The 23,997-nt window shown below is 53.0% G+C and carries 21 protein-coding genes; 11 read left to right on the forward strand and 10 right to left on the reverse strand.

Annotated features, from left to right (window positions below; translation table 11 throughout):
* Positions 1-2 precede the first annotated feature (2 nt).
* The 9 genes from kdsC (at position 3) to npr (ending at position 5,901) form a co-directional block, all read left to right on the forward strand.
* Complete coding sequence (gene kdsC, locus IYV58_RS24520) at positions 3-569, forward strand: 3-deoxy-manno-octulosonate-8-phosphatase KdsC (protein WP_004125698.1); 567 nt, start codon at positions 3-5, stop codon at positions 567-569.
* Positions 566-1,141, forward strand: a complete 576-nt coding sequence (gene lptC, locus IYV58_RS24525) for an LPS export ABC transporter periplasmic protein LptC (RefSeq protein ID WP_004125700.1) — start codon at positions 566-568, stop codon at positions 1,139-1,141. Before kdsC ends, lptC begins: the two co-directional genes overlap by 4 nt.
* Positions 1,110-1,655, forward strand: a complete 546-nt coding sequence (gene lptA, locus IYV58_RS24530; RefSeq protein ID WP_004125703.1) for a lipopolysaccharide ABC transporter substrate-binding protein LptA — start codon at positions 1,110-1,112, stop codon at positions 1,653-1,655. Before lptC ends, lptA begins: the two co-directional genes overlap by 32 nt.
* A 6-nt stretch (positions 1,656-1,661) precedes the next feature.
* On the forward strand, positions 1,662-2,387 hold the full coding sequence (lptB, locus tag IYV58_RS24535; protein ID WP_004125705.1) for an LPS export ABC transporter ATP-binding protein: 726 nt from the start codon (positions 1,662-1,664) through the stop codon (positions 2,385-2,387).
* A 47-nt stretch (positions 2,388-2,434) separates the two neighbouring features.
* The gene (rpoN, locus tag IYV58_RS24540) at positions 2,435-3,868 is read left to right on the forward strand and encodes an RNA polymerase factor sigma-54 (RefSeq protein ID WP_195729307.1); all 1,434 of its coding nucleotides are present in this window, start codon (positions 2,435-2,437) and stop codon (positions 3,866-3,868) included.
* A 22-nt stretch (positions 3,869-3,890) separates the two neighbouring features.
* On the forward strand, positions 3,891-4,178 hold the full coding sequence (hpf, locus tag IYV58_RS24545; RefSeq protein ID WP_004106167.1) for a ribosome hibernation promoting factor: 288 nt from the start codon (positions 3,891-3,893) through the stop codon (positions 4,176-4,178).
* Positions 4,179-4,243: 65 nt separating this feature from the next.
* On the forward strand, positions 4,244-4,732 hold the full coding sequence (ptsN, locus tag IYV58_RS24550) for a PTS IIA-like nitrogen regulatory protein PtsN (protein WP_004125714.1): 489 nt from the start codon (positions 4,244-4,246) through the stop codon (positions 4,730-4,732).
* 45 nt (positions 4,733-4,777) lie between these two features.
* Positions 4,778-5,632, forward strand: coding sequence for an RNase adapter RapZ (gene rapZ / locus IYV58_RS24555; RefSeq protein ID WP_004106169.1), 855 nt, complete (start codon positions 4,778-4,780; stop codon positions 5,630-5,632).
* Positions 5,629-5,901, forward strand: a complete 273-nt coding sequence (npr, locus tag IYV58_RS24560) for a PTS phosphocarrier protein NPr (protein ID WP_004106170.1) — start codon at positions 5,629-5,631, stop codon at positions 5,899-5,901. Before rapZ ends, npr begins: the two co-directional genes overlap by 4 nt.
* 53 nt (positions 5,902-5,954) lie before the next feature.
* Here the strand turns inward: npr and mtgA are convergent, their stop codons facing one another.
* The 4 genes from mtgA to IYV58_RS24580 all read right to left on the reverse strand — a co-directional run bounded on the left by mtgA (position 5,955) and on the right by IYV58_RS24580 (position 10,982).
* The gene (gene mtgA, locus IYV58_RS24565; RefSeq protein WP_049115722.1) at positions 5,955-6,680 is read right to left on the reverse strand and encodes a monofunctional biosynthetic peptidoglycan transglycosylase; all 726 of its coding nucleotides are present in this window, start codon (positions 6,678-6,680) and stop codon (positions 5,955-5,957) included.
* Positions 6,677-7,330, reverse strand: a complete 654-nt coding sequence (gene elbB, locus IYV58_RS24570) for an isoprenoid biosynthesis glyoxalase ElbB (protein ID WP_004125720.1) — start codon at positions 7,328-7,330, stop codon at positions 6,677-6,679. The genes mtgA and elbB overlap by 4 nt, the downstream gene beginning before the upstream one ends.
* 234 nt (positions 7,331-7,564) lie before the next feature.
* A complete protein-coding gene (arcB, locus tag IYV58_RS24575) occupies positions 7,565-9,904 on the reverse strand; it encodes an aerobic respiration two-component sensor histidine kinase ArcB (protein WP_123828723.1) in 2,340 nt (779 codons plus the stop codon).
* A gap of 142 nt (positions 9,905-10,046) precedes the next feature.
* Positions 10,047-10,982, reverse strand: a complete 936-nt coding sequence (locus IYV58_RS24580) for a tRNA modification radical SAM protein MnmL/YtqA (protein WP_032741965.1) — start codon at positions 10,980-10,982, stop codon at positions 10,047-10,049.
* Between the two features lie 673 nt (positions 10,983-11,655).
* Between IYV58_RS24580 and gltB the strand changes: the two genes are divergently transcribed.
* Both gltB and gltD read left to right on the forward strand, forming a co-directional pair.
* A complete protein-coding gene (gltB, locus tag IYV58_RS24585; protein ID WP_004125728.1) occupies positions 11,656-16,116 on the forward strand; it encodes a glutamate synthase large subunit in 4,461 nt (1,486 codons plus the stop codon).
* A gap of 9 nt (positions 16,117-16,125) precedes the next feature.
* Complete coding sequence (gltD, locus tag IYV58_RS24590; protein WP_004125731.1) at positions 16,126-17,544, forward strand: glutamate synthase subunit GltD; 1,419 nt, start codon at positions 16,126-16,128, stop codon at positions 17,542-17,544.
* 54 nt (positions 17,545-17,598) lie between these two features.
* Here gltD and IYV58_RS24595 read toward each other — a convergent pair whose 3' ends face one another.
* The 6 genes from IYV58_RS24595 to sspA all read right to left on the reverse strand — a co-directional run bounded on the left by IYV58_RS24595 (position 17,599) and on the right by sspA (position 23,966).
* Positions 17,599-18,159, reverse strand: a complete 561-nt coding sequence (locus IYV58_RS24595; RefSeq protein ID WP_004125733.1) for a DUF1120 domain-containing protein — start codon at positions 18,157-18,159, stop codon at positions 17,599-17,601.
* Positions 18,150-20,564 carry a fimbrial biogenesis usher protein gene (locus IYV58_RS24600; RefSeq protein WP_195729308.1) on the reverse strand — a complete coding sequence of 805 codons (2,415 nt, stop codon included), beginning with the start codon at positions 20,562-20,564 and terminating at the stop codon, positions 18,150-18,152. Before IYV58_RS24600 ends, IYV58_RS24595 begins: the two co-directional genes overlap by 10 nt.
* Before the next feature lie 9 nt (positions 20,565-20,573).
* The gene (locus IYV58_RS24605) at positions 20,574-21,254 is read right to left on the reverse strand and encodes a fimbria/pilus chaperone family protein (RefSeq protein ID WP_032742208.1); all 681 of its coding nucleotides are present in this window, start codon (positions 21,252-21,254) and stop codon (positions 20,574-20,576) included.
* Positions 21,255-21,390: 136 nt separating this feature from the next.
* Entirely contained in the window at positions 21,391-22,071 is a 681-nt protein-coding gene (locus tag IYV58_RS24610; protein WP_049115732.1) for a DUF1120 domain-containing protein, read from the reverse strand.
* 764 nt (positions 22,072-22,835) lie between these two features.
* Positions 22,836-23,324 carry a ClpXP protease specificity-enhancing factor gene (gene sspB / locus IYV58_RS24615; RefSeq protein ID WP_014226996.1) on the reverse strand — a complete coding sequence of 163 codons (489 nt, stop codon included), beginning with the start codon at positions 23,322-23,324 and terminating at the stop codon, positions 22,836-22,838.
* Between the two features lie 3 nt (positions 23,325-23,327).
* Positions 23,328-23,966, reverse strand: coding sequence for a stringent starvation protein SspA (gene sspA / locus IYV58_RS24620; protein ID WP_004106197.1), 639 nt, complete (start codon positions 23,964-23,966; stop codon positions 23,328-23,330).
* Positions 23,967-23,997: the final 31 nt, after the last annotated feature.

Consider the following 23,997-nt stretch of genomic DNA (forward strand, 5'->3'; position numbering starts at 1 on the left):
TAATGAATAATGCTGATGCCCTGATAGCGACCTGCTATGGTCCGGTAAGCCAGGGTTTTATTGACCGGGCAGCGAAGATCCGTTTACTGATACTTGATGTGGACGGCGTTCTGTCCGACGGTCTTATCTATATGGGCAACAACGGCGAAGAGCTGAAAGCGTTTAACGTGCGCGACGGCTACGGTATCCGCTGCGCCCTGACTTCAGAGATTGAAGTGGCGATAATTACCGGGCGAAACGCTAAACTGGTGGAAGATCGCTGCCAGACGCTCGGCATCACTCATCTCTACCAGGGGCAGTCTGATAAGCTGCTGGCGTTTCATGAGCTACTCAATAAACTGGCCGTTAGCGCGGATGAAGTGGCCTATATTGGCGACGATCTGATCGACTGGCCGGTGATGGCGGAAGTGGGTTTAAGCATAGCGGTAGCCGATGCGCATCCGTTGCTCCTCCCGCGCGCGGATTACGTTACTCGTATCAACGGCGGTCGCGGAGCGGTACGCGAAGTGTGCGATTTGCTACTATTGGCGCAGGGCAAGCTGGATGAGGCCAAAGGGCAATCTATATGAGTAAAACCAGACGTTGGGTTATTATTTTACTATCGCTGGTCGCGCTGATCCTGATCGGCCTGAACCTGGCGAGTACGGACGATGCCACCCAGCAAGCGATCAATCCTGACGATCCGACGTATACCAGCGAGCATACCGATACCGTCGTTTATAGTCCCGAAGGGGCGCTTAACTACAGGCTAATAGCGGAACACGTAGAGTATTTTTCCGAACAGCAACTCTCGTGGTTCGCAAAACCGGTGATGACCACCTTCGATACGAATAAAGTACCAACCTGGTCTATCAAAGCGGATAAAGCTAAGTTGACGAATGACCGCATGCTGTATCTTTACGGGCACGTTGAGGTTAATGCGCTGACGGCGGATTCTCAACTGCGCAAAATTACGACGGATAACGCCCAGATAAACCTGGTGACGCAGGATGTTACCTCCGATGACATGGTGACGTTGTACGGAACAACATTTAATTCCAGCGGCCTGAAAATGCGCGGGAACCTGCGCAGCAAAAATGCCGAGCTGATTGAAAAGGTTAGAACCTCATATGAAATTCAGAACAAACAAACTCAGCCTTAAGATTGCGCTCGCCAGCGCCTTACTGGCCGCCAGCCTGTCGGCACAGGCCAAGACGGGTGATACCGATCAGCCGATTCATATTGAATCCGATCAGCAGTCGCTGGATATGCAGGGCAACGTCGTCACCTTTACGGGTAATGTCGTCGTCACTCAGGGAACGATCAAAATCAACGCCGACAAAGTCGTCGTGACCCGCCCGGGCGGCGAAAAAGGCAAAGAGGTTATCGATGGCTATGGTAACCCGGCCACCTTCTACCAGATGCAGGATAACGGCAAACCGGTAAAAGGCCGCGCGTCAAAAATGCATTATGAACTGCAAAACGACTTTGTCGTGCTGACCGGCAATGCGCATCTGGAACAGATCGATAGCAATATCCAGGGCGACAAAATCACTTACCTGGTGAAAGAGCAAAAAATGCAGGCCTTCAGCAATAAAGGCGGGCGCGTGACCACGGTTCTGGTTCCTTCGCAGCTGCAGGACAAGGGTAGCGATCAGTCAAAGAAGGGTAAGTAATTCGTTATGGCAACATTAACCGCAAAGAATCTTGCTAAAGCCTATAAAGGCCGCCGCGTTGTAGAAGACGTCAGCCTGACCGTGAATTCGGGCGAGATTGTTGGCCTGCTAGGCCCAAACGGCGCCGGTAAAACCACTACCTTCTATATGGTTGTTGGTATCGTACCGCGCGACGCGGGCAACATTATCATCGATGATGAAGACATCAGCCTGCTGCCGCTACACGCGCGCGCGCGTCGCGGAATCGGCTATTTGCCGCAGGAGGCCTCCATTTTCCGCCGTCTCAGCGTTTACGATAACCTGATGGCGGTATTGCAGATTCGCGACGATCTGAGCAACGAGCAGCGTGAAGATCGCGCGAAAGAGCTGATGGAGGAGTTTCACATTGAGCACCTGCGCGATAGTCTCGGCCAGGCGCTCTCCGGTGGTGAACGCCGCCGCGTCGAGATCGCCCGCGCGTTGGCGGCTAACCCGAAATTCATCCTGCTGGATGAACCCTTTGCCGGCGTTGACCCCATCTCCGTTATCGATATCAAACGCATTATTGAACACCTGCGCGACAGCGGCCTTGGCGTCCTGATAACCGACCATAACGTCAGGGAAACGCTGGCCGTTTGCGAGCGTGCCTATATCGTCAGCCAGGGCCACCTGATAGCCCACGGTACGCCGCAGCAAATCCTTGAAGACGAGCAGGTTAAGCGCGTGTATCTTGGGGAAGACTTCAGACTCTGATAGGGTAGAGGTTACAGACGTTTTAGCCGGAGATATTGGCCCTGAATATGAAGCAAGGTTTGCAATTAAGGCTAAGCCAACAGCTTGCCATGACGCCACAACTGCAGCAGGCGATTCGTCTACTGCAGCTGTCCACGTTAGAACTCCAGCAAGAACTCCAGCAGGCGCTGGACAGCAACCCGTTGCTGGAGCAAACCGATCTTCACGATGAGGTAGAAACCAAAGAGGCTGAGGATCGCGAATCTCTGGATACCGTCGACGCCCTTGAGCAAAAAGAGATGCCCGAAGAGCTGCCGCTTGATGCCAGCTGGGATGAGATTTACACCGCCGGAACGCCATCAGGCAACGGCGTCGATTACCAGGATGACGAACTGCCCGTCTATCAGGGTGAGACCACGCAAAGTCTGCAGGATTACCTGATGTGGCAGGTTGAACTTACGCCATTCACTGATACCGATCGCGCCATCGCGACCTCTATCGTCGATGCCGTTGATGATACCGGCTACCTGACGATTTCTATCGAAGACATCGTGGAAAGTATTGGCGACGATGAAATCGGACTTGAAGAAGTTGAGGCAGTTCTCAAGCGCATTCAGCGTTTCGACCCCGTCGGCGTGGCGGCGAAAGATTTGCGCGATTGCCTGCTGGTCCAGCTTTCACAGTTTGCCAAAGAGACGTCGTGGATTGAAGAAGCCCGTCTGATCATCAGCGATCATCTCGATCTGCTGGCCAACCACGACTTCCGCAGCCTGATGCGTGTAACCCGCCTCAAAGAAGAAGTGTTAAAGGAAGCGGTAAATTTGATCCAATCGCTGGATCCGCGCCCGGGGCAGTCGATCCAAACTGGCGAGCCAGAATATGTCATTCCTGACGTTCTGGTGCGTAAAGTGAACGATCGTTGGGTGGTTGAGCTCAATTCAGATAGCCTTCCGCGCCTGAAGATCAATCAGCACTATGCCGCTATGGGTAACAGCACGCGCAATGACGCTGACGGCCAGTTTATCCGTAGCAACCTGCAGGAAGCGCGCTGGCTGATCAAGAGCCTGGAGAGCCGCAACGACACCCTTCTGCGCGTCAGCCGCTGTATCGTCGAACAGCAGCAGGCTTTTTTTGAACAAGGTGAAGAGTTTATGAAACCGATGGTGCTGGCGGATATCGCTCAGGCCGTCGAAATGCATGAATCCACTATTTCACGCGTTACTACGCAAAAATACCTGCACAGTCCACGCGGTATTTTTGAGCTGAAGTATTTCTTCTCCAGCCATGTGAACACTGAAGGCGGCGGCGAAGCATCGTCGACGGCTATTCGCGCGCTGGTGAAGAAATTAATTGCCGCGGAAAACCCCGCGAAACCATTGAGTGACAGTAAGCTCACCACCATGCTATCCGATCAGGGTATTATGGTGGCACGGCGAACCGTTGCTAAGTACCGAGAGTCTTTATCCATTCCGCCGTCAAATCAGCGCAAGCAATTGGTTTGACCCAACCGATAAGGAAGACACTATGCAGCTCAACATTACAGGACACAACGTCGAGATAACCCCCGCCATGCGCGATTTCGTTACCGCGAAGTTCAGCAAACTGGAGCAGTTTTTCGACAGGATCAACCAGGTCTATATTGTGTTAAAAGTGGAGAAGGTGACGCAAATTGCGGACGCCAATCTGCATGTCAACGGTGGCGAAATCCATGCCAGTGCGGAAGGGCAGGATATGTATGCTGCTATCGATGGACTTATCGATAAGCTGGCAAGACAGTTAACAAAACATAAAGATAAACTGAAACAACACTAATTGTCCGGGCAATCGCCTACGCCAACCGCCTGCCGGCGGTTGGCAAGGAGAGCTCAGGTGAAATTATGATAAATAACGATTCGGCTCTACAACTGAGCAATGTCCTTAACCAGGAATGTACCCGTAGCCAGGTTCACTGCCAGAGCAAGAAACGCGCGCTGGAAATCATCAGCGAGCTGGCGGCAAAGCAGTTAGGCTTATCGTCCCAGATAGTGTTCGAGGCGATCCTTACCCGTGAGAAAATGGGCAGTACCGGGATTGGCAACGGCATTGCAATTCCCCACGGCAAACTCGAAGAGGATACGCTGCGGGCCGTGGGCGTGTTTGTCCAGCTGGAAACTCCCATTGCTTTCGATGCTATCGACAACCAACCCGTCGATCTGTTATTTGCCCTTCTCGTCCCGGCCGATCAAACTAAAACGCATCTGCATACGCTCTCGCTGGTGGCGAAACGTCTGGCCGATAAAACAATTTGCCGCCGTCTGCGCGCTGCGCAAAGCGATGAAGAGCTGTATGAAATCATCACTGAAGCGGGAAGCAATAATGAGGCGTAACGAAAGCCGCACCTTACGCTTTTTCGTACTGAGGAGAAACGGTACATGGTACTGATGATCGTCAGCGGCCGTTCAGGGTCGGGGAAATCCGTCGCCCTGCGAGCGCTGGAAGATATGGGTTTTTACTGCGTGGATAACCTGCCGGTTGTGCTCTTACCTGAGCTGGCGCGCTCGCTCGCTGACAGAAACATCTCGGCCGCGGTCAGTATTGACGTGCGAAACATGCCTGAGTCGCCGGAAATCTTCGAGCAGGCGATGAAAAATCTGCCCGCAGAATTTTCACCTCAACTGCTGTTCCTGGATGCCGATCGTAACACCTTGATTCGCCGCTACAGCGACACGCGTCGTTTGCATCCCCTCTCCAGCAAAAACCTGTCGCTGGAGAGCGCCATTGATGAAGAGAGCGACCTGCTGGAACCTCTGCGTTCCCGCGCTGACCTGATCGTCGATACCTCAGAAATGTCGGTACATGAGCTGGCAGAAATGCTGCGCACGCGTTTGTTAGGCAAGCGCGAACGCGAGCTGACGATGGTGTTTGAATCCTTTGGATTTAAGCATGGTATTCCTATTGATGCCGACTACGTTTTTGACGTGCGCTTCCTGCCGAACCCGCACTGGGATCCAAAACTGCGTCCCATGACCGGCCTTGATAAACCCGTTGCCGCCTTCCTCGACCGGCACACGGAAGTTCACAATTTTATCTACCAGACCCGCAGCTATCTTGAGCTATGGTTACCTATGCTGGAGACCAATAACCGCAGCTATCTGACGGTGGCCATTGGTTGTACCGGTGGTAAACACCGTTCGGTTTACATCGCCGAACAGCTGGCTGACTACTTCCGCTCGCGCGGCAAGAACGTGCAGTCTCGTCATCGGACGCTGGAAAAACGCAAATCATGACCGTTAAGCAAACCGTTGAAATCACCAATAAGCTGGGCATGCACGCTCGCCCGGCGATGAAGCTGTTTGAATTAATGCAGAACTATGATGCTGAAGTGCTGCTGCGCAATGATGAAGGAACTGAAGCTGAAGCGAATAGCGTAATTGCCCTGCTGATGCTTGACTCAGCTAAAGGGCGTCAGATTGAGATTGAAGCTAACGGCCCGCAAGAAGTAGAGGCGCTGGCAGCGGTTATCGCGCTGTTCAACGCCGGGTTTGATGAGGATTAGATTTCACTCCCCCGGTCGCAGCGCGCCTTCCGGGGTACTGAGCCGTGAAATCATCAATGTAGCTGATTCGCCCGCATAAACCCTTCCCCACCTAATTGCCTCATCTGGCGCAGGATCCACGCCTGGCGGCTGCGAATATAACCTGACGGCGCGTCAGCGCGAAAGCGAATGGGATTCGGCAAGACCGCCGCTAAAAGCGCGGCTTCAGCAGCCGTTAATCTACTGGCCGGTTTGTGAAAATAGCGCTGCGATGCAGCTTCAACGCCAAACGTCCCTTCACCAAACTCAGCAATATTCAGATAAACGGTGAGGATCCGCTTTTTGCTCCAGACCGTCTCAATGCCAACGGTCAGCCCCGCCTCCAGCCCTTTCCTTAGCCAGCTGCGACCATCCCACAGGAACAGGTTTTTTGCCGTCTGCTGCGACAGGGTTGATGCACCGCGGATGCGGTTCTCATTGCGTTCATTGTGCGCCAGCGCCTTCTCAATCGCTGGGACGTCAAACCCCCAGTGCTCCGGGAATTTCTGGTCTTCCGCGGCAATAACCGCCAGCCCCATCCACGGAGAAATTTCATCCATGCCCACCCAATCGGAATGGGCGATGTAATGAAAATTCCCTGAGAGCCATGCGCCGAGCTGCCGCTCCAGCATCACCGCTGAAAACGGGACGGGGACGATGCTAAACAGAGCAACCCCGCCGCCCCATAGCACCCCGCAAGCCAGCAGTAGCCTCAGGAAAAAACGTTTAATCAAGCGCAACGGCGAAAAGCGAAATGTCATGCCGTCAGAACCAATACGCGAGAAACGAGTTTTTCAATGCCGCTCGCCGCTTCGGCGATGTTCTGCGCCAGCATATACGCGGGAGTCGTCACCACTTTGTTGTCTTCATCAACCACAATGTCGTCGACCGGGCAAGGCACATGTTCGGCCCCCATCTCCTCTACCGCATCGGCGGTATCAAGATCGGTACCAATAGTTACGCGTAGCGGAATAGAAAATATTTTCGGCAACAGCGCCGGAGCGATACAGATAAAGCCCAACGGTTTACCCGCCTGATGCATCGCCAGCGCCAGTGTCTTAAGATCGCTATCCACTTCACATTCACTTCCCTGCGCAGCAAAGCTGCTGAGGTTCTTTGCCGCGCCAAAACCTCCGGGCACAATCAGCGCGTCCAGCGCATCCGCCCGTGCGTTTGCTAAAGGCTGAATCTCTCCGCGCGCGATACGCGCCGCTTCCACGAGCACATTACGGCTTTCCGCCTGCGCTTCGCCGGTCAGGTGATTGATAACATCGGTTTGCGCTTTATCAGGCGCATAGCAGATAGCCTGAGCGCCGCTGCGGGCAATAGCCAGCAGAGTAATAACGGCTTCATGAATTTCGCTTCCGTCATAAACGCCGCAGCCGCTCAGCACCACACCAATTTTCTTCATCACATCAGCCCCTTAGTACAAGTTTATGAAAGCAGTCAAAAATTTTGAATTACTCGCTATGCTTCACATATTTTACTGTTTCATGTAACAAACTATTTAAGGTTTGCTATCTTAATGAGCGAGTAAGCCAAATCCTCAGGTTGCGCCGTGTAAAAAAATCACTCAAATGATTCTGGCGTAACGACCAGTTCCCTGGTGTTGGCGCAGTATTCGCGCACCCCGGTTTATCCGGGGTCATTTTTTATCTGCCGCCGCGACCCACGCTTTCAGCACCGCGACATCGTTTTGCCACTCTGATTTCATCTCTTCAACCCATTCACCCACGTTATCCGACCACGCAGGTAAATCCGGCGTTTGAATCTGCTGCCCTAACTGCTGGATATGTCGCAAACCGATTGAGCCCGCAGCCCCTTTAATCTTATGACCCTCATCGACAATGCCTTTCTGGTCGCGAGCGGTTAAATTGGATTCCAGGACCGCCAGGTAGCCCGGCATCATTCTTTCAAAAACGGCCAGACCGTCATTAATCAGCTTCGGCCCTACCAGTTCGATATACTGCTCAAGCATCGGAATATCCAGTACGGAAGCCGATTTACTGATATCTACAGATGGCATCTCATTCTCCTCCTCTTCCGGCGCATCCCAGAATTTTTTGATAATCGCGGTTAATGCCGGAACCGATAACGGCTTGCTCAGAACATCATCCATTCCCGCTTCCAGATACTCATTCTTGTTCTTCAGGACGTTAGCGGTAAGCGCCACCAGCGGCGGGAGCTCATCGGCGGCAAAGCGTTGTTTCAGCTGACGAGAAATATCGAGTCCAGTCATATCCGGCAGTTGAATATCAAGCAGAACCAGATCGTACTCGCCGGGTACAAACATCTCCAGCGCAGCCTTACCGGTCATCGCCACATCCACGCTATTGCCCAGCTTCTCCAGTACCGAGCGCGCCACGATCACGTTGAGCTCAATATCTTCCACCAGCAGCACGTTCAGCGCAGGTAATGGCATTTCATCTTCCGCCAGCGTGTCTTCAACCTCTTCAGCCACGGCCGGAGCATGTACGGTAAGCGTAAAAGTCGCGCCTTTACCCGGGAGGCTGGCAACGCTAATGTCGCCGCCCATATTACGCGCCAGACGTCGCGACACGGCGAGGCCGATGCCGGTACCTGTCGCTGGCTTGCCGCCCTGGCTATCTTTCACCTGGTAATACATGGCGAAAATTTTATCCTGTTCCGCTTCAGGGATTCCAATGCCTGAATCCTCCACTTCAAAGTGCAGGATGTCTCCTTCGTCATAGCGCACGCGGACATTCACGTTTCCACCCTGCGGGGTAAACTTCACGGCGTTACTGATAAGATTCCACAAGATCTGGCGTAAACGCGTTCCGTCGGTGATCACTTTATGCGGCAGCGGAAGCGAAGGATCCAGCACAAAGCGCAGCCCTTTCTGCTGCGCCTGCAGACCGGAGAGGTTTTCGAGGTCGGCCAGGAAGCCGGTAAAGTCCACCGGCTGGTTATCCAACTGAATTTTACGCCGCTCCATCTTATCCATCTCAATAATATCATTGAAGATATTGCCCAGCGTTACCGCTGAGACGTGGATGGTTTTCAGGTATCTTTCCTGTTCGTCGGTCAGGTCGGTATCGAGAAGGATTCGGCTCAGCCCAACAATGCCGTTAAGCGGCGTACGCAGCTCGTGGCTAATCGTTGAGATAAAGGTGGTCTTATCGCGGCTGGCCCGCTCCAACGCGTCCTGATAGCGCTTACGTTCCGTAATATCACGACCGAACCCCATCAGGCCGCGCCGCTTACCGACGCGGTCATAATAGGGCACTTTGCGAATTTCAAAGCAGGCCTTGCGCCCGTCCGGATAATCCAGCCACTGCTCGTAGGTGAGCGAGACGTTATGGCGGAAGACTTTCTCATCCGTCTCCAGCACCTTCTCCGCCACCTCTTCGCTGTAGACATCCTGTGGCTTCAGATGAATAAGCTGTTTTTCGCTTTTACCGGTCAGCAGTTCCATGGCGCGGTTACAGCCTGAAAACTCTTTATCTTCATTACGATAGAAAACCAGGTCCGGTGAAGCGTCAAGGAAGGAGCGCAGAAAAGAAGATTGCTGTTCAAGCTGAATTTGCGTTTCTTCACGTTCCTTCATCTCAACTTTCAGCTGCTCAAGCGTCGTTTCACGTTCCGCTTCAGCTTTTTCACGTTCGCCGATTTCCTGGTTAAGCTGGGCGATATTGTCCTTAAGCTGCACATTCAGCTTGAGATCGCGCTCGCGCATCTCCTCCAGTTTCTCCACCAGCCGCGAAAGACGCTGCCGGGACTCTTCCAGTTGCTCAACCACCACCGACAGGAAATAGACCGCCCACGGGGTAATCAGCAAGCCAAAGAAGATAGAGCGGATCACATCAATACTTTCCACCTGGCCGTGCAGCACCATAGTTACGGCCATCTGCACGACGATCGCCAGCACCACCAGCGCAAAGGCCAGCAGCATGGAAAAGCGCACCAGACCCAGCTTCATCATCAGATCAACATAATACTGCGCCAGCATACGGATTTGCTTCATAAGGGATTCCTTCGCGACAACTTCGCACAATAATACTCAATTCTGAGCAAGACGCTGTAAGTTGTGCGAAAAATGCGGGAAGGATTGTAGTTACGCGCCTGCCTGCGGGTAGCAGTTAGCCGGAATGCAGCTGGCGATGACGTTATTCGGCAGCGGCCGGAGATCTCCAGCAACGACCAATAGCTGACCCCTGGACGCCATATTCATTGAGATATTTATCCAGCTCAACCATCCCGGTCCACCGGTTCTCACACCACAGCGGCGCCAGCAGCGTAGGACGTCGGGCGCTGGCGGAAATACGGTGATAAATCACCTCTGCCGGGGTATGACGGATCATCTCGCCTGCGGTGACCGTATAGTCCGCCAGATCAATACCGTTCAACCTTCCGGCCTGCCACGCCCTGGCCATAATACTGCCCTTCACAATATGAAGTGGATGTAGCTTAATGCCGTCTACGCCGGTCTCTACCACCTGTTTTAGTGTCTCAAGGCATTCGCTCTGCCCTTCGCCCGGCAGGCCAACAATAAGGTGGCTGCACACTTTGAGGCCCCGCTCGCGCGCCAGGCGGGCTGTACGCTGGTAGCAGGCAAAATCGTGGCCGCGATTAATTCGGCGCAGCGTTTTATCGTGCGCGGTTTGTAAACCCAACTCGAGCCAGACTTCATAACCCTGCTGCCGATATTCAGACAGCAGATCCAATACCGCTCCAGGGACGCAGTCCGGGCGAGTGCCCACGCAGAGCCCGACGATATTAGCCTGGCTGACCGCCTGCTGATACATGGAGCGCAGCACCTGTACCTCGGCAAAGGTGCTGGTATAAGCCTGGAAATAGGCCAGGTAGCGTTTGGCGCGATTAACCCGCTGCGCCTGATGGGCCAGCTGTTCAGCGATCGAGCTGTGCTGCTGTTCTTCATCAGCAAAAGAGGCGACATTACAGAACGTACAGCCGCCGCGGCCAATGGTGCCATCGCGATTTGGGCAGCTAAATCCACCATGCAGCGTCAGTTTATGAACCTTTTCACCGTATCGGCGCATAAGATCCCCACCAAACATATTGACTAATTTTTGTAACTGCATAATCTGATAGACCGGCCTTAAGAAAGGGGCCAAGCCTGCCATTTTTAGCTACCGACGGCGATGACCTGGATCAATCGTCAACGCGGCCGCTTATCTCATTGCATAAACAATCAAGATAACTGCAATTTAATTCACCTTCATGGTAATGACTTTTCCTTATATATAACCTCTGATTTGCCATTATCTTTACCAGGGCATAAAACAGTATTAGTCACTTTTAATTAAACAAAAACCAGTTTAAAAAACTGCAATAAATAAACAGTTCAGCACAGAACGATAATACCGTGCCGTCGATATAGTGAGACAGATCACACTCGATCAAGTCGTTCCCTACGCCTCACCAGCATTCAAAAGGCCATTATTTTCTTAAAAATCATTATATTAGATGTTGTATAGCACATTTTTGTATAAATAAGATTGCCATTTGACGTATGTGTGGATTCCCGATAAGTTGGGAATCCGCTGGAAGCTTTCTGGATGAGCGCTCTGCTCATCATATTTATGCAGTAATTGAGATTCCCTCTTAACAGCAAGTCCTCAAACTTGTGTACCGACGCGAAAAGGATTTAAAGAGGGCGAATGCGAGGTGTAAACCCCGTCGCCATACTCTTTCTGTGCCCGTGCGCAATCGGTATCGGAGGGTATCCCGTAGAGCCTGGGGAGGTTCACTGATATGTTGTACGATAAATCCCTTGAGAGGGATAACTGTGGTTTCGGCCTGATCGCCCACATAGAAGGCGAACCTAGCCACAAGGTAGTGCGAACCGCTATACACGCACTGGCCCGAATGCAGCACCGCGGCGCAATTCTTGCCGATGGAAAAACCGGCGACGGTTGTGGCTTGCTGCTACAAAAACCCGATCGTTTCTTCCGAATTGTTGCGGAAGAGCGCGGCTGGCGTTTAGCCAAAAATTACGCCGTTGGGATGCTGTTCCTTAATAAGGATCCTGATCTGGCCAAAGCGGCGCGCCGCATCGTCGAAGAAGAACTTCAACGCGAAACGCTGTCTATCGTCGGCTGGCGCGATGTGCCGACCAATGAAGGCGTTCTCGGTGAAATCGCCCTCTCCTCGCTGCCCCGTATTGAACAAATCTTTGTGAACGCCCCGGCTGGCTGGCGTCCGCGCGACATGGAGCGCCGTTTATTCATCGCGCGTCGCCGTATCGAAAAGCGTCTGCAGGAAGATAAAGATTTCTACGTCTGCAGCCTGTCGAACCTGGTCAACATTTATAAAGGTCTGTGTATGCCGGCGGATCTGCCGCGCTTCTACCTGGACCTCGCGGACCTGCGCCTGGAGTCGGCAATCTGCCTGTTCCACCAGCGCTTTTCCACCAACACCGTGCCGCGCTGGCCGCTGGCGCAGCCGTTCCGCTATCTGGCGCACAACGGCGAGATCAACACCATCACCGGCAACCGCCAATGGGCCCGCGCCCGAACCTATAAGTTCCAGACGCCACTGATCCCGGACCTCCACGACGCTGCACCGTTCGTCAATGAAACCGGCTCTGACTCCAGCTCCATGGATAACATGCTGGAGCTGCTGCTGGCGGGCGGGATGGATATCATCCGCGCCATGCGCCTGCTGGTGCCGCCAGCCTGGCAAAACAACCCGGATATGGACCCAGACCTGCGGTCGTTCTTCGACTTTAACTCCATGCATATGGAGCCGTGGGACGGCCCGGCGGGCATCGTCATGTCCGACGGTCGCTATGCCGCCTGTAATCTCGACCGTAACGGTCTGCGCCCGGCACGCTACGTCATCACTAAAGATAAGCTCATCACCTGCGCTTCCGAAGTCGGTATCTGGGATTACCAGCCGGATGAAGTGGTCGAAAAAGGCCGCGTCGGCCCGGGCGAGCTAATGGTTATCGATACCCGCGAGGGGCGTATTCTGCACTCCGCGGAAACCGACAACGATCTGAAAAGCCGCCACCCGTATAAAGAGTGGATGGCGAAAAACGTCCGTCGCCTGGTGCCATTCGAAGATCTGCCGGATGAAGAGGTCGGTAGCCGCCAACTGGACGATGATACCCTCGCCAGTTACCAGAAACAGTTTAACTACAGCGCTGAAGAGCTGGACTCCGTCCTGCGCGTACTGGGTGAAAACGGCCAGGAGGCGGTCGGCTCAATGGGCGACGATACCCCATTTGCCGTGCTCTCCAGCCAGCCGCGTATCATTTACGATTACTTCCGCCAGCAATTCGCGCAGGTGACCAACCCGCCGATCGACCCGCTGCGCGAAGCGCACGTCATGTCGCTGGCCACCAGCATCGGCCGTGAAATGAACGTCTTCTGCGAAGCGGAAGGCCAGGCACACCGCCTGAGCTTCAAATCGCCGATTCTGCTGTACTCCGATTTTAAACAGCTGACCACCATGGAAGAGGAGCACTATCGCGCCGACGTCCTGGATATCACTTTTGATGCCACCGCAACCACGCTGGCTGAAACCGTGAAGGCGCTGTGCGATAAAGCCGAACAGATGGTGCGTAACGGTACCGTTCTGCTGGTGCTCTCTGACCGCAACATCGCGAAAAACCGTCTGCCGGTACCGGCTCCGATGGCGGTAGGCGCGATTCAGACCCGGCTGGTCGACAAGAGCCTGCGCTGCGATGCCAACATTATTGTCGAAACCGCCAGCGCCCGCGATCCGCACCATTTTGCCGTGCTGCTCGGCTTCGGTGCGACGGCTATCTATCCGTACCTCGCCTATGAAACCCTGGCGAAGCTGGTGGATAACAAAGCCATCGACAAAGCGTACCGCGCGGTGATGCTGAACTATCGTAACGGCATCAACAAAGGCCTGTATAAAATCATGTCGAAGATGGGGATTTCGACTATTGCGTCCTATCGCTGCTCGAAGCTGTTTGAAGCAGTCGGCCTGCATCGCGACGTCTCAGACCTGTGCTTCCAGGGCGTTGTCAGCCGCATCGGCGGCGCGAGCTTCGATGACTTCCAGCAGGATCTGCTGAACCTGTCGAAACGTGCCTGGCTGGCGCGTAAACCGCTGGACCAGGGCGGCCTGCTGAAGTACGTCCACGGCGGCGAATATCACGCCTACAACCCGGACGTGGTGCGTACCCTGCAACAAGCGGTACAAAGCGGCGAATACAGCGATTACCAGCAGTACGCGAAGCTGGTTAACGAGCGCCCGGCGGCAACGCTGCGCGATCTGCTGGCCGTGACGCCGGACGGAACCACGGTGAGCCTGGACGACGTTGAACCGGCCAGCGAACTGTTTAAACGCTTCGATACCGCGGCGATGTCTATCGGCGCGCTGAGCCCCGAAGCGCACGAAGCGCTGGCGGAAGCGATGAACAGCATCGGCGGTAACTCCAACTCCGGCGAAGGCGGCGAAGACCCAGCGCGCTATGGCACCAATAAAGTGTCGCGCATTAAGCAGGTTGCTTCCGGCCGCTTCGGCGTAACCCCGGCTTATCTGGTCAACGCCGACGTTATCCAGATTAAAGTCGCTCAGGGCGCGAAGCCTGGCGAAGGCGGCCAGTTGCCGGGTGATAAAGTGACGCCGTACATCGCTAAACTACGCTATTCAGTGCCGGGCGTGACGCTGATCTCCCCGCCGCCGCACCACGATATTTACTCTATCGAGGATCTGGCGCAGCTGATTTTCGACCTGAAGCAGGTCAACCCGAAAGCGATGATCTCCGTGAAGCTGGTTTCTGAACCGGGCGTCGGGACTATCGCCACCGGCGTTGCAAAAGCTTACGCGGATTTAATCACTATCGCCGGCTATGACGGCGGCACCGGCGCCAGCCCGCTCTCTTCAGTGAAGTACGCGGGCTGCCCGTGGGAACTGGGACTGGTGGAAACACAGCAGGCGCTGGTTGCCAACGGGCTGCGCCACAAAATTCGTCTGCAGGTGGACGGCGGCCTGAAAACCGGCCTTGATATCATCAAAGCGGCCATCCTCGGGGCTGAGAGCTTCGGCTTCGGTACCGGCCCAATGGTCGCGCTGGGCTGTAAGTATCTGCGTATTTGCCACCTGAACAACTGCGCAACCGGCGTAGCAACCCAGGATGACAAACTGCGTAAGAACCATTATCACGGTCTGCCGTTTAAAGTGACCAACTACTTTGAATTCATCGCCCGCGAAACGCGCGAGCTGATGGCGCAGCTGGGCGTGAAGCGTCTGGTGGATCTGATTGGCCGCACCGACCTGCTGAAAGAGCTGGACGGATTTACCGCCAAGCAGCAGAAACTGGATCTGAGCAAACTGCTGGAAACCGCAGAGCCGCATCCAGGCAAAGCGCTGTACTGCACGGAGAACAACCCGCCGTTCGACAATGGCGTACTCAACGCGCAGCTGCTGCAGCAGGCGAAACCGTTTGTTGACAGCAAGCAGAGCAAAACGTTCTGGTTCGATATCCGCAACACCGACCGCTCCGTTGGCGCATCGCTGTCCGGTTATATCGCCCAGACCCACGGCGACCAGGGGCTCGCTGCCGACCCAATTATCGCCCACTTTAGCGGTACTGCGGGCCAGAGCTTCGGCGTGTGGAATGCAGGCGGCGTCGAGCTGCATCTGACCGGCGACGCGAACGACTACGTGGGCAAAGGGATGGCTGGCGGCCTGCTCGCCATTCGTCCTCCGGTAGGCTCGGCCTTCCGCAGCCACGAAGCCAGCATCATCGGCAACACCTGCCTGTACGGCGCGACCGGCGGTCGCCTGTATGCTGCGGGCCGTGCGGGCGAGCGTTTCGCAGTGCGTAACTCCGGGGCTATCACCGTCGTCGAAGGTATCGGCGACAACGGCTGTGAATACATGACCGGCGGCATCGTCTGCGTGCTGGGCAAAACCGGCGTCAACTTTGGCGCAGGCATGACCGGCGGCTTTGGTTACGTTCTGGATGAAGATGGCGACTTCCGCAAACGCGTGAACCCTGAACTGGTAGAAGTGCTGGACGTTGACTCTCTGGCCATCCATGAAGAGCACCTGCGCGGTTTGATTACCGAGCACGTGCAGCTTACCGGCTCGCAGCGCGGCGAAGAGATCCTGGCGAACTGGCCGGCCTTCTCAGCGAAGTTTGCGCTGGTTAAACCGAAGTCCAGCGATGTTAAAGCACTGTTGGGTCACCGTAGTCGTTCCGCAGCTGAGCTGCGGGTGCAGGCGCAGTAAGGGGTTAAGATGAGTCAGAATGTCTATCAATTTATCGACTTACAGCGAGTTGATCCGCCAAAGAAAGCGCTGAAGATCCGTAAAATTGAATTTGTGGAAATTTACGAGCCGTTTTCAGAAGGCCAGGCCAAAGCACAGGCGGACCGCTGCCTGTCCTGCGGCAACCCGTACTGCGAATGGAAGTGCCCGGTGCATAACTACATCCCGAACTGGCTGAAGCTGGCTAATGAAGGGCGTATTTTTGAAGCGGCGGAGCTGTCGCATCAGACCAATACCCTACCGGAAGTCTGCGGGCGCGTTTGCCCGCAGGACCGCCTGTGCGAGGGTTCCTGTACGCTGAACGATGAGTTCGGCGCGGTCACCATCGGCAACATCGAACGCTATATCAACGATAAAGCGTTCGAAATGGGCTGGCGCCCCGACCTTACCGGCGTAAAGCAAACCGGTAAAACCGTCGCCATTATCGGCGCGGGTCCGGCGGGCCTGGCATGCGCCGACGTGTTGACCCGCAACGGTGTGAAGGCGGTGGTTTTCGATCGCCATCCGGAAATCGGCGGTCTGCTGACCTTTGGTATTCCGGCGTTTAAGCTGGAAAAAGAGGTGATGACCCGCCGTCGCGAGATCTTCACCGGTATGGGCATCGAGTTCAAACTCAATGTCGAAGTGGGCCGTGATGTGCAGCTCGACGATCTGCTGAAAGATTACGATGCGGTGTTCCTCGGCGTCGGGACCTATCAGTCTATGCGCGGCGGGCTGGAAAACGAAGACGCCAGCGGGGTCTTTGATGCGCTGCCGTTCCTGATCGCCAATACCAAGCAGATCATGGGCTTTGGCGAAACGGCGGACGAACCGTACGTCAGCATGGAAGGTAAGCGCGTCGTGGTTCTTGGCGGTGGCGACACCGCAATGGACTGCGTGCGTACCTCGATTCGCCAGAACGCCACCCACGTCATCTGCGCCTATCGCCGTGATGAGGAGAACATGCCGGGATCGAAGCGCGAAGTGAAAAACGCGCGTGAAGAAGGCGTGGAGTTCCAGTTCAACGTTCAACCGCTGGGCATTGAAGTGAATGCCAACGGTAAAGTCTGCGGCGTGAAGATGGCGCGTACGGAGATGGGCCAGCCGGATGCGAAAGGCCGCCGCCGCGCGGAAATCGTGGCCGGTTCTGAGCATGTGGTACCCGCCGATGCCGTGGTCATGGCGTTTGGTTTCCGCCCACACAGCATGGAATGGCTGGCGAAGCACAGCGTCGAGCTGGATTCTCAGGGCCGCGTGATTGCGCCGGAAGGCAGCGACAACGCCTTCCAGACCAGCAACCCGAAAATCTTCGCCGGTGGCGACATCGTTCGCGGTTCCGATCTGGTGGTGACGGCGATTGCCGAAGGCCGTAAAGCGGCTGACGGGATCCTGAACTACCTGGAAGTGTAAAAAAACAAAACGCCGGATGAGAAAATCGTCCGGCGTTTAGCATTTAGCTAAGTGCTATTTGATTAGCAGTCGCCAGGCGATATCCGCTTCAATTGTTGTGTTATCGGTGTTTCCACTGAACATACTCTCGTTGAGCACCGGGAACAGCATCACGCGAAAACTCATTTGCTTCCCTTTCGGCACGACATTATTTTCTACGGCGATTACCGCCTCATTGTTTCGCACATATAGCGGAGATGGTGTCCCGCTTTCCGGCGTAAAGTTCAGCTGGTCCGCTGTTTTTCCAGCGCTGTAGGACTTGCCATCAACGGTAATATTTTCAACCTTAAGCCCAACCCCACCGCGAGTGCCAAACAACAAGCGACCTTTCTCGCCAGCAGCCCCCTGAACCAGCACCGCCATCTGATGCATTTCAGAACAGGAAACATTCACATTCACTTCCCACTCAGACAGTTTGTGCCAATTCTGGGTAGTGGAAACAATGTCATCACGGCGTATCTGGTTATAATCAATTTTTGTCCGGGAAAGCGTAATCTGGCACTCTTCGGCACGAACAGCACCTGACAGCAACATTCCCGCAGATAACAGCATCCCTACCCACTGATTCATCGACATACGCCGTCCACCTCTTCGTAAAATGCGTCTTCATCCCTCTTATTGCTTAAGATGTAATCAATCTTGCACAGTCGGTTATTATTGTCGTCCATGGCATACAGTGCCGAAAGCTGGCCAGCCTCATTAAGGAAAACATGCCCGTCATCCACGCTGGTGACAATATAATTGCCCTTCTCATCAACGATGGATAATCCCTTATCCAGCGCCCTGTTATCCGCACGCTTAACGCGGATCATCACCCGACGATTATTCAGGACTTTAAAACCGACTTCGCTCACCGAAGCATGCGCAGCTGCCACATACTTTGTTCCATTTGCCAGCGTCATACTCGCAGGCAGCTTGTTCGCGTTAATTTCAATGCGCGAATTACGCCACTCATTCAACCCAGGGATAACAGCCTGCCCCCAATAATCGGTCCAGACCATCCCCTGCGGAGTACTGATTTCAACGCCAGCTTTCGATTCATTCAGTTTTGCAATGGCAAACGTATTCCGAATGGTATAAGGCGTGAAGGTGACGCCGCTTTTATGCGCCGCAACCCCACCTGAGAGCGTGGCATTATAATTACGCTGGCGCGAACCCACGCTCCCGCCGCCAATGCCTAATCGAGTGTAATGTAAGTTAGTGCTCAGGTTGCCGTTAACGCTATTCTCACTCTCTCCCCTGTCCCGATCGACGGAGATATAGTAGTAAGAATCCGGTGACAGTGCGCCAGAGTTCTGCACGCCGTAGCTGTTACGGTTGCCCTGTTTACGCATATAGCTACTGACGTGCTGCGAACCGCCAAACGGAATGCTCAGGTTAACGTAGATCAGGTCATCATCCTGTCTCCCGTCTTTGTTCCCCATTGCTCTCTGCCAGTTCGCAGAAACGGTGGCTCGTTCGAAGCTCCTGCCCCATGAAAGCAACAGGTAGCGGGAATCATTACCCTCACCTCTGCTTTGGTTGTAACTAAAACCGGCGCTAAATGACCCCCCAAGCGGCGTAAACCAGGCCAAACTGGTGGAATACGTATTACTATAAGGCTGAAAATCATCGTTCAGCGCGTCAGTCAGCTCGCGATAGCCGGGGCTAAAATGCGCCGCGCTCGCTGACATACTTAAAGATTCTGCCAGCTTAAGTGAACTCTGTAGCTCAGTTTTCACTCCGCTATTTTTCTCGCCGAATTTTCCCTGGCTTGCAGCCACGCTGGTGGAGGCACTCCAGTTATCGGTAAGCAGGTATTCTGTATGGGCGCCGCCGCCAAGGTAATTTTTCGTCGCCGCACCAGAAGCCAGCAGATTCAGCCGAGGCAATATGCGCCAACCGTCAGAGAGATTAAACACCCAGGGATTTTCATAATCCCCTTTAATATCGCGTATCTGACCAAAAGAGACGGCCAGACCCTGCGGTCGGGAAAGCTTCCGCGCCGTGACGGATGCGGCTGGAACAATAAAGCGATTGCTTGAACCATCGGATTCAATAACCGTCACCTCCAGTTCCACATTAGTGCTCGCTATTGGTACATCATCGAGCGTGAACGGTCCTGCCGGAACCAGCATGCTGTAGAGAAGTCGTCCGCTCTGACGAACCTCCACGCGCGCCTGAGCATTATGCGCCATTCCTGAAACGCTGACGCCGCTTCCGCTGCCCTGCAAAGCTCGGGTAGGCATCAGTTGCACGCCAACAATCGGGGCTCCACTCAGGACATATGAGCTGACATTGATCTCCCCGACCTGCGCAGTCATCTTCAAGGCGTCAAAAACGTGCTCGGCAAAGGTATAAACACTTTCAACATTCTTATCGCCATTATCGTCGGTAAGGATATAGCGGCTACGCAACGACCAGTCGCTAATGTTTATGCCACCTTCCAGACTGGCCTGAGAATAGAGGCTGGTATCGCTGCCACCATATTCGCTGCGGGTACTGAACAGGTCATAGTTGAGCAATCCAGCTATTCCGCCGTGCTGAAAGCTTTTGATATCACCATTCATCCCATTCAGCGCCTCCGGCGGGAGATACAGTTCGATCATTTCCTGACCAGGCAAGGCCTTCACTACCGCCTGCGCGTAGTCATTGACGATGTCATGGCACTCTTCATTTTTTTTCAGGGGGACCGGCATTAATCCGGAAAACTCAATAAAATCACCATCAACGCACAGCGTACCATCCTCACCAAAACGTGCCGCGACGGTTCCTTTATCCTTACCGTTAATCTTCACCCGCACGGAATGCGGACCGGGGAGAAAGCGTGGAGCACGCGCAAAATAACGGTTGAGATTGACATTCAATCCGCGTGACTGAATCATCTCAGTATCAAACGTTATCTCTTTGGCTAGTACATCAACGGAACAGAGTGCAGCCAGCGGCAAGATTCCATACAATGACGCACAGGAGCGAGAAGTAAGACGGCGCTTTTTAAACATAGACGCTTCTTATTTTGCATTCAGGTCCGAAATAAAACTAGGCACTTCAATACCATAGCGGCTAGCCGGATAGAATTGAACTTTATTATCACCATTAATATTTTTTGAAACGGTGATATTCAACGTTTCTCCTGGCAAGATGTAACTTTTACTAATATGCCCCTTCGTACCAGATGGTAGAAAAACTATCTCAGGAGCCAGACGAACAACATATTTATCAGGATTGATGACTTTTGCAGTATTTCCTGAGCCTGACCACTGCAGATACTTCCACGCATCCGTCACAACGGCAAGGCTCGCAGGACGAATTAGCACGGGTAAATCCTGACGAATATTGAAGCCAATTTTAATTCTTTTATTTTCACTTTTTGGCGGAATGCCTTCAAACGTCACGCGTTTAAAATGTTCGACGGCCAATGGGTTATTATTCTGCAGAATAAAACGGACTTGTTGCGTTTGCCCGGGTTCTACGCGAACGACGGGTTGCGTAGGTATCAGCTTCAAATCCTTACTTTCATCAGGCAAATCAATAACCGTTGTATACAATAATGCGGGGTGCGCATCCGTATTTTTCACGTTCATTGTGCCACTGTGAGTCGCCTCATCAATCACTAATAAACTTGTTTCCGGCACCATCCCCTCAGCAAAAACAGAGAGTGAGGCAAAATAGAAAATAGAAAAAATAATAATTTTGGCTGATGAATAATTAAAAAAGCGCAAAACAAACCCCTTGGATAATTCACGCCCCGTGTTAACCAGGACAATAAAAATGGGAGCAGCCCAAAATAGTCGCTCCCATTTTATTAATAGTCTATGATATCAAGAATTACAGATAACGCAGGCTGATAGTTAGCTCACCATCCATCGCAGTGTCATCAGTAATAGCCAGCGTGCTGGTATTTTGAATAGCCAGAGACGTTACCAGTGGGAACGTCGCGGTTTTGAATGCAACCGGTGTGCTAGAAGAACCAAAGGCCGCAACAGAAAAGTCGCGGAAAGAGCCTGCTGTGATACCATCGGCGCTCTTGGCCCACTTAACACCTGAATCATAATAATCAGTGCTAATAGCGGTCACACCTTGGCCGTCAGCGGTTACGCCATCAACTTTTACGAACATGCCATAAGAACCAATATTGACGTTACCCGCTTTGCCCACGCCGTAAGTCATGCGATCGTCATCAAGGGAGTTACCAAGAGCGCTGGCATTTTCAACGGTTAATTTAGCATTAGAGCTGCTACGCTCATCAATCAAATTCCAGGATAATTTGGTTGCAGCAGTACAGTTAATGGTCAGGTTGATATTTTTCTGCCCCAGTTGATTAACGGCTGTGGCGGATAATTCACCCAGGTTAATCGTACCATAGTCCACCACACCACCATTATCGAGAGTGGGTGTGCATGCTGCGTTTGTTAAAGTACCCTTTACTTTTAATACAGCAGTAGGATTAGCAGCAATAGCCGAAGTCGCGCTCATTGCCAGAATGGCAGCCAGAAGTGTTTTTTTCATTAGTCAATCCTTAACGTACAATATATTTATATATCTAATAAACGCATTTTAAAAGAAAAGGCGCGTCTTGAATACGAAACGAACAATACATTAAAGGGTACAATAAAATACACTTAGAAAAATTAACTTTAAATGTAGGGAAGCTTAATCAATAATTAATCAATATAATTATCCTTCTGCTATTCACGAAAACAAAAACAACAAGAATGAATCATGGCAAGAACCTGAAGATTTTGGGCCTTAACATGGATATTCATTGACTTTAATTATAAAACCACCATGCATGATAAAAATAATATTAATATATTTTATTATCTGGGCGGCAATGAAATACCATCATTCCGAACACTCATTTACAAGAGAAATAAGTTCATATCAAACTCTCGAATATTAATTATATGAATTCAATAAATTCAATAAATTCAAATAAATTTCTCGCGCAATATTTTAATTTCAGATGCACCCTCATTTATTACAGATTTAGCAAGCTCTTTCACTCATCGACAACTCAGTTTAATAACTTAAGCAAAGACATACCAGGTAGCAGATACACAATGAAAAGAGGGGGGAAGGGGAATAAAATAAACCCAGGAGCCCTACACGGAGTGAGTAGAATTATGAAGTTTATTAGCGGAGTTTGAAATCAGCGCCGCGTACCCGCATCAGAGAGTATGAAATAGAGAATTAAAGCGGGGATGCTTTGCTTTACGGTAATCACTGTGAATGGCAGAAAGTAAAACAGGCCCCGAAGGGCCTGGAAAAAATCATTTCACGACGCGTAGCGCCGGACGCCCGCCGCGAGGTGGCGGCGTATCGTCAGGATCGTCGTCATGATTATCCGGCTTATCGCCATCGATCACCGACATGACCGTTTCGCTGTCAGGCAGTTCTTCGTCATCGTTCAGGCTAGTGACATCTTCATCATAGGCCGCTTCCGGTTCGAACATGGTCCCCGCGCCATTCTCACGCGCGTAAACCGCCAGTACGGCAGCCATCGGCACAGAAACATTGCGCGGCACGCCGCCGAAGCGCGCGTTAAATCGCACTTCGTCGTTGGCCAGCTCGAGGTTACCGACAGCGCGTGGGGCAATATTGAGAACAATTTGCCCATCGCGAGCGTACTCCATCGGGACCATTACGCCCGGCAGAGTCACGTCAACGACCAGATGCGGAGTCAGCTGGTTATCCAGCAGCCACTCATAGAACGCTCGTAACAGGTACGGGCGACGCGGCGTCAGCTGTGATACATCCATCATTTAGCCCCGACCGAGACGCATTTCACGTTCGGCTTCAGTTAAAGAAGCGAGGAAAGAGTCGCGCTCAAATACGCGAGTCATATAGCCTTTAAGCTCTTTCGCACCAGCACCGACCAGCTCTACGCCGAGAACCGGCAGACGCCACAGCAGCGGCGCCAGGTAGCAGTCCACCAGGCTGAACTCATCGCTGAGGAAGTAGGGCTTCTGGGTGAAAACTGGCGCAATCGCCTGTAGTTCTTCACGCAGCTGCTTACGCGCAGTATCAGCCTGAGAAGCGGTACCGGTTTGAATGGTATTCATCAACGAATACCAGTCCTTTTCGATACGCTGCATGTACAGACGGCTTTCCCCACGCGCCACCGGGTAAACCGGCATTAGCGGCGGATGCGGGAAACGCTCATCCAGATATTCCATAATGATGCGAGATTCCCACAGAGTGAGCTCACGATCCACAAGCGTCGGTACGCTTTGATTCGGGTTGAGGTCAATCAGATCCTGAGGCGGGTTGTCCTTCTCCACGTGCTCTATCTCAAAACTAACACCTTTTTCGGCCAGCACGATGCGGACCTGATGGCTATAGATGTCAGTAGGACCAGAAAACAGCGTCATTACCGAACGTTTGTTGGCAGCGACAGCCATGAAAACCTCCAGGTATATTCAGAATTTTTGT

This window comes from Klebsiella sp. BDA134-6, from assembly GCF_015601345.1.
Lineage (GTDB): Bacteria > Pseudomonadota > Gammaproteobacteria > Enterobacterales > Enterobacteriaceae > Klebsiella > Klebsiella grimontii.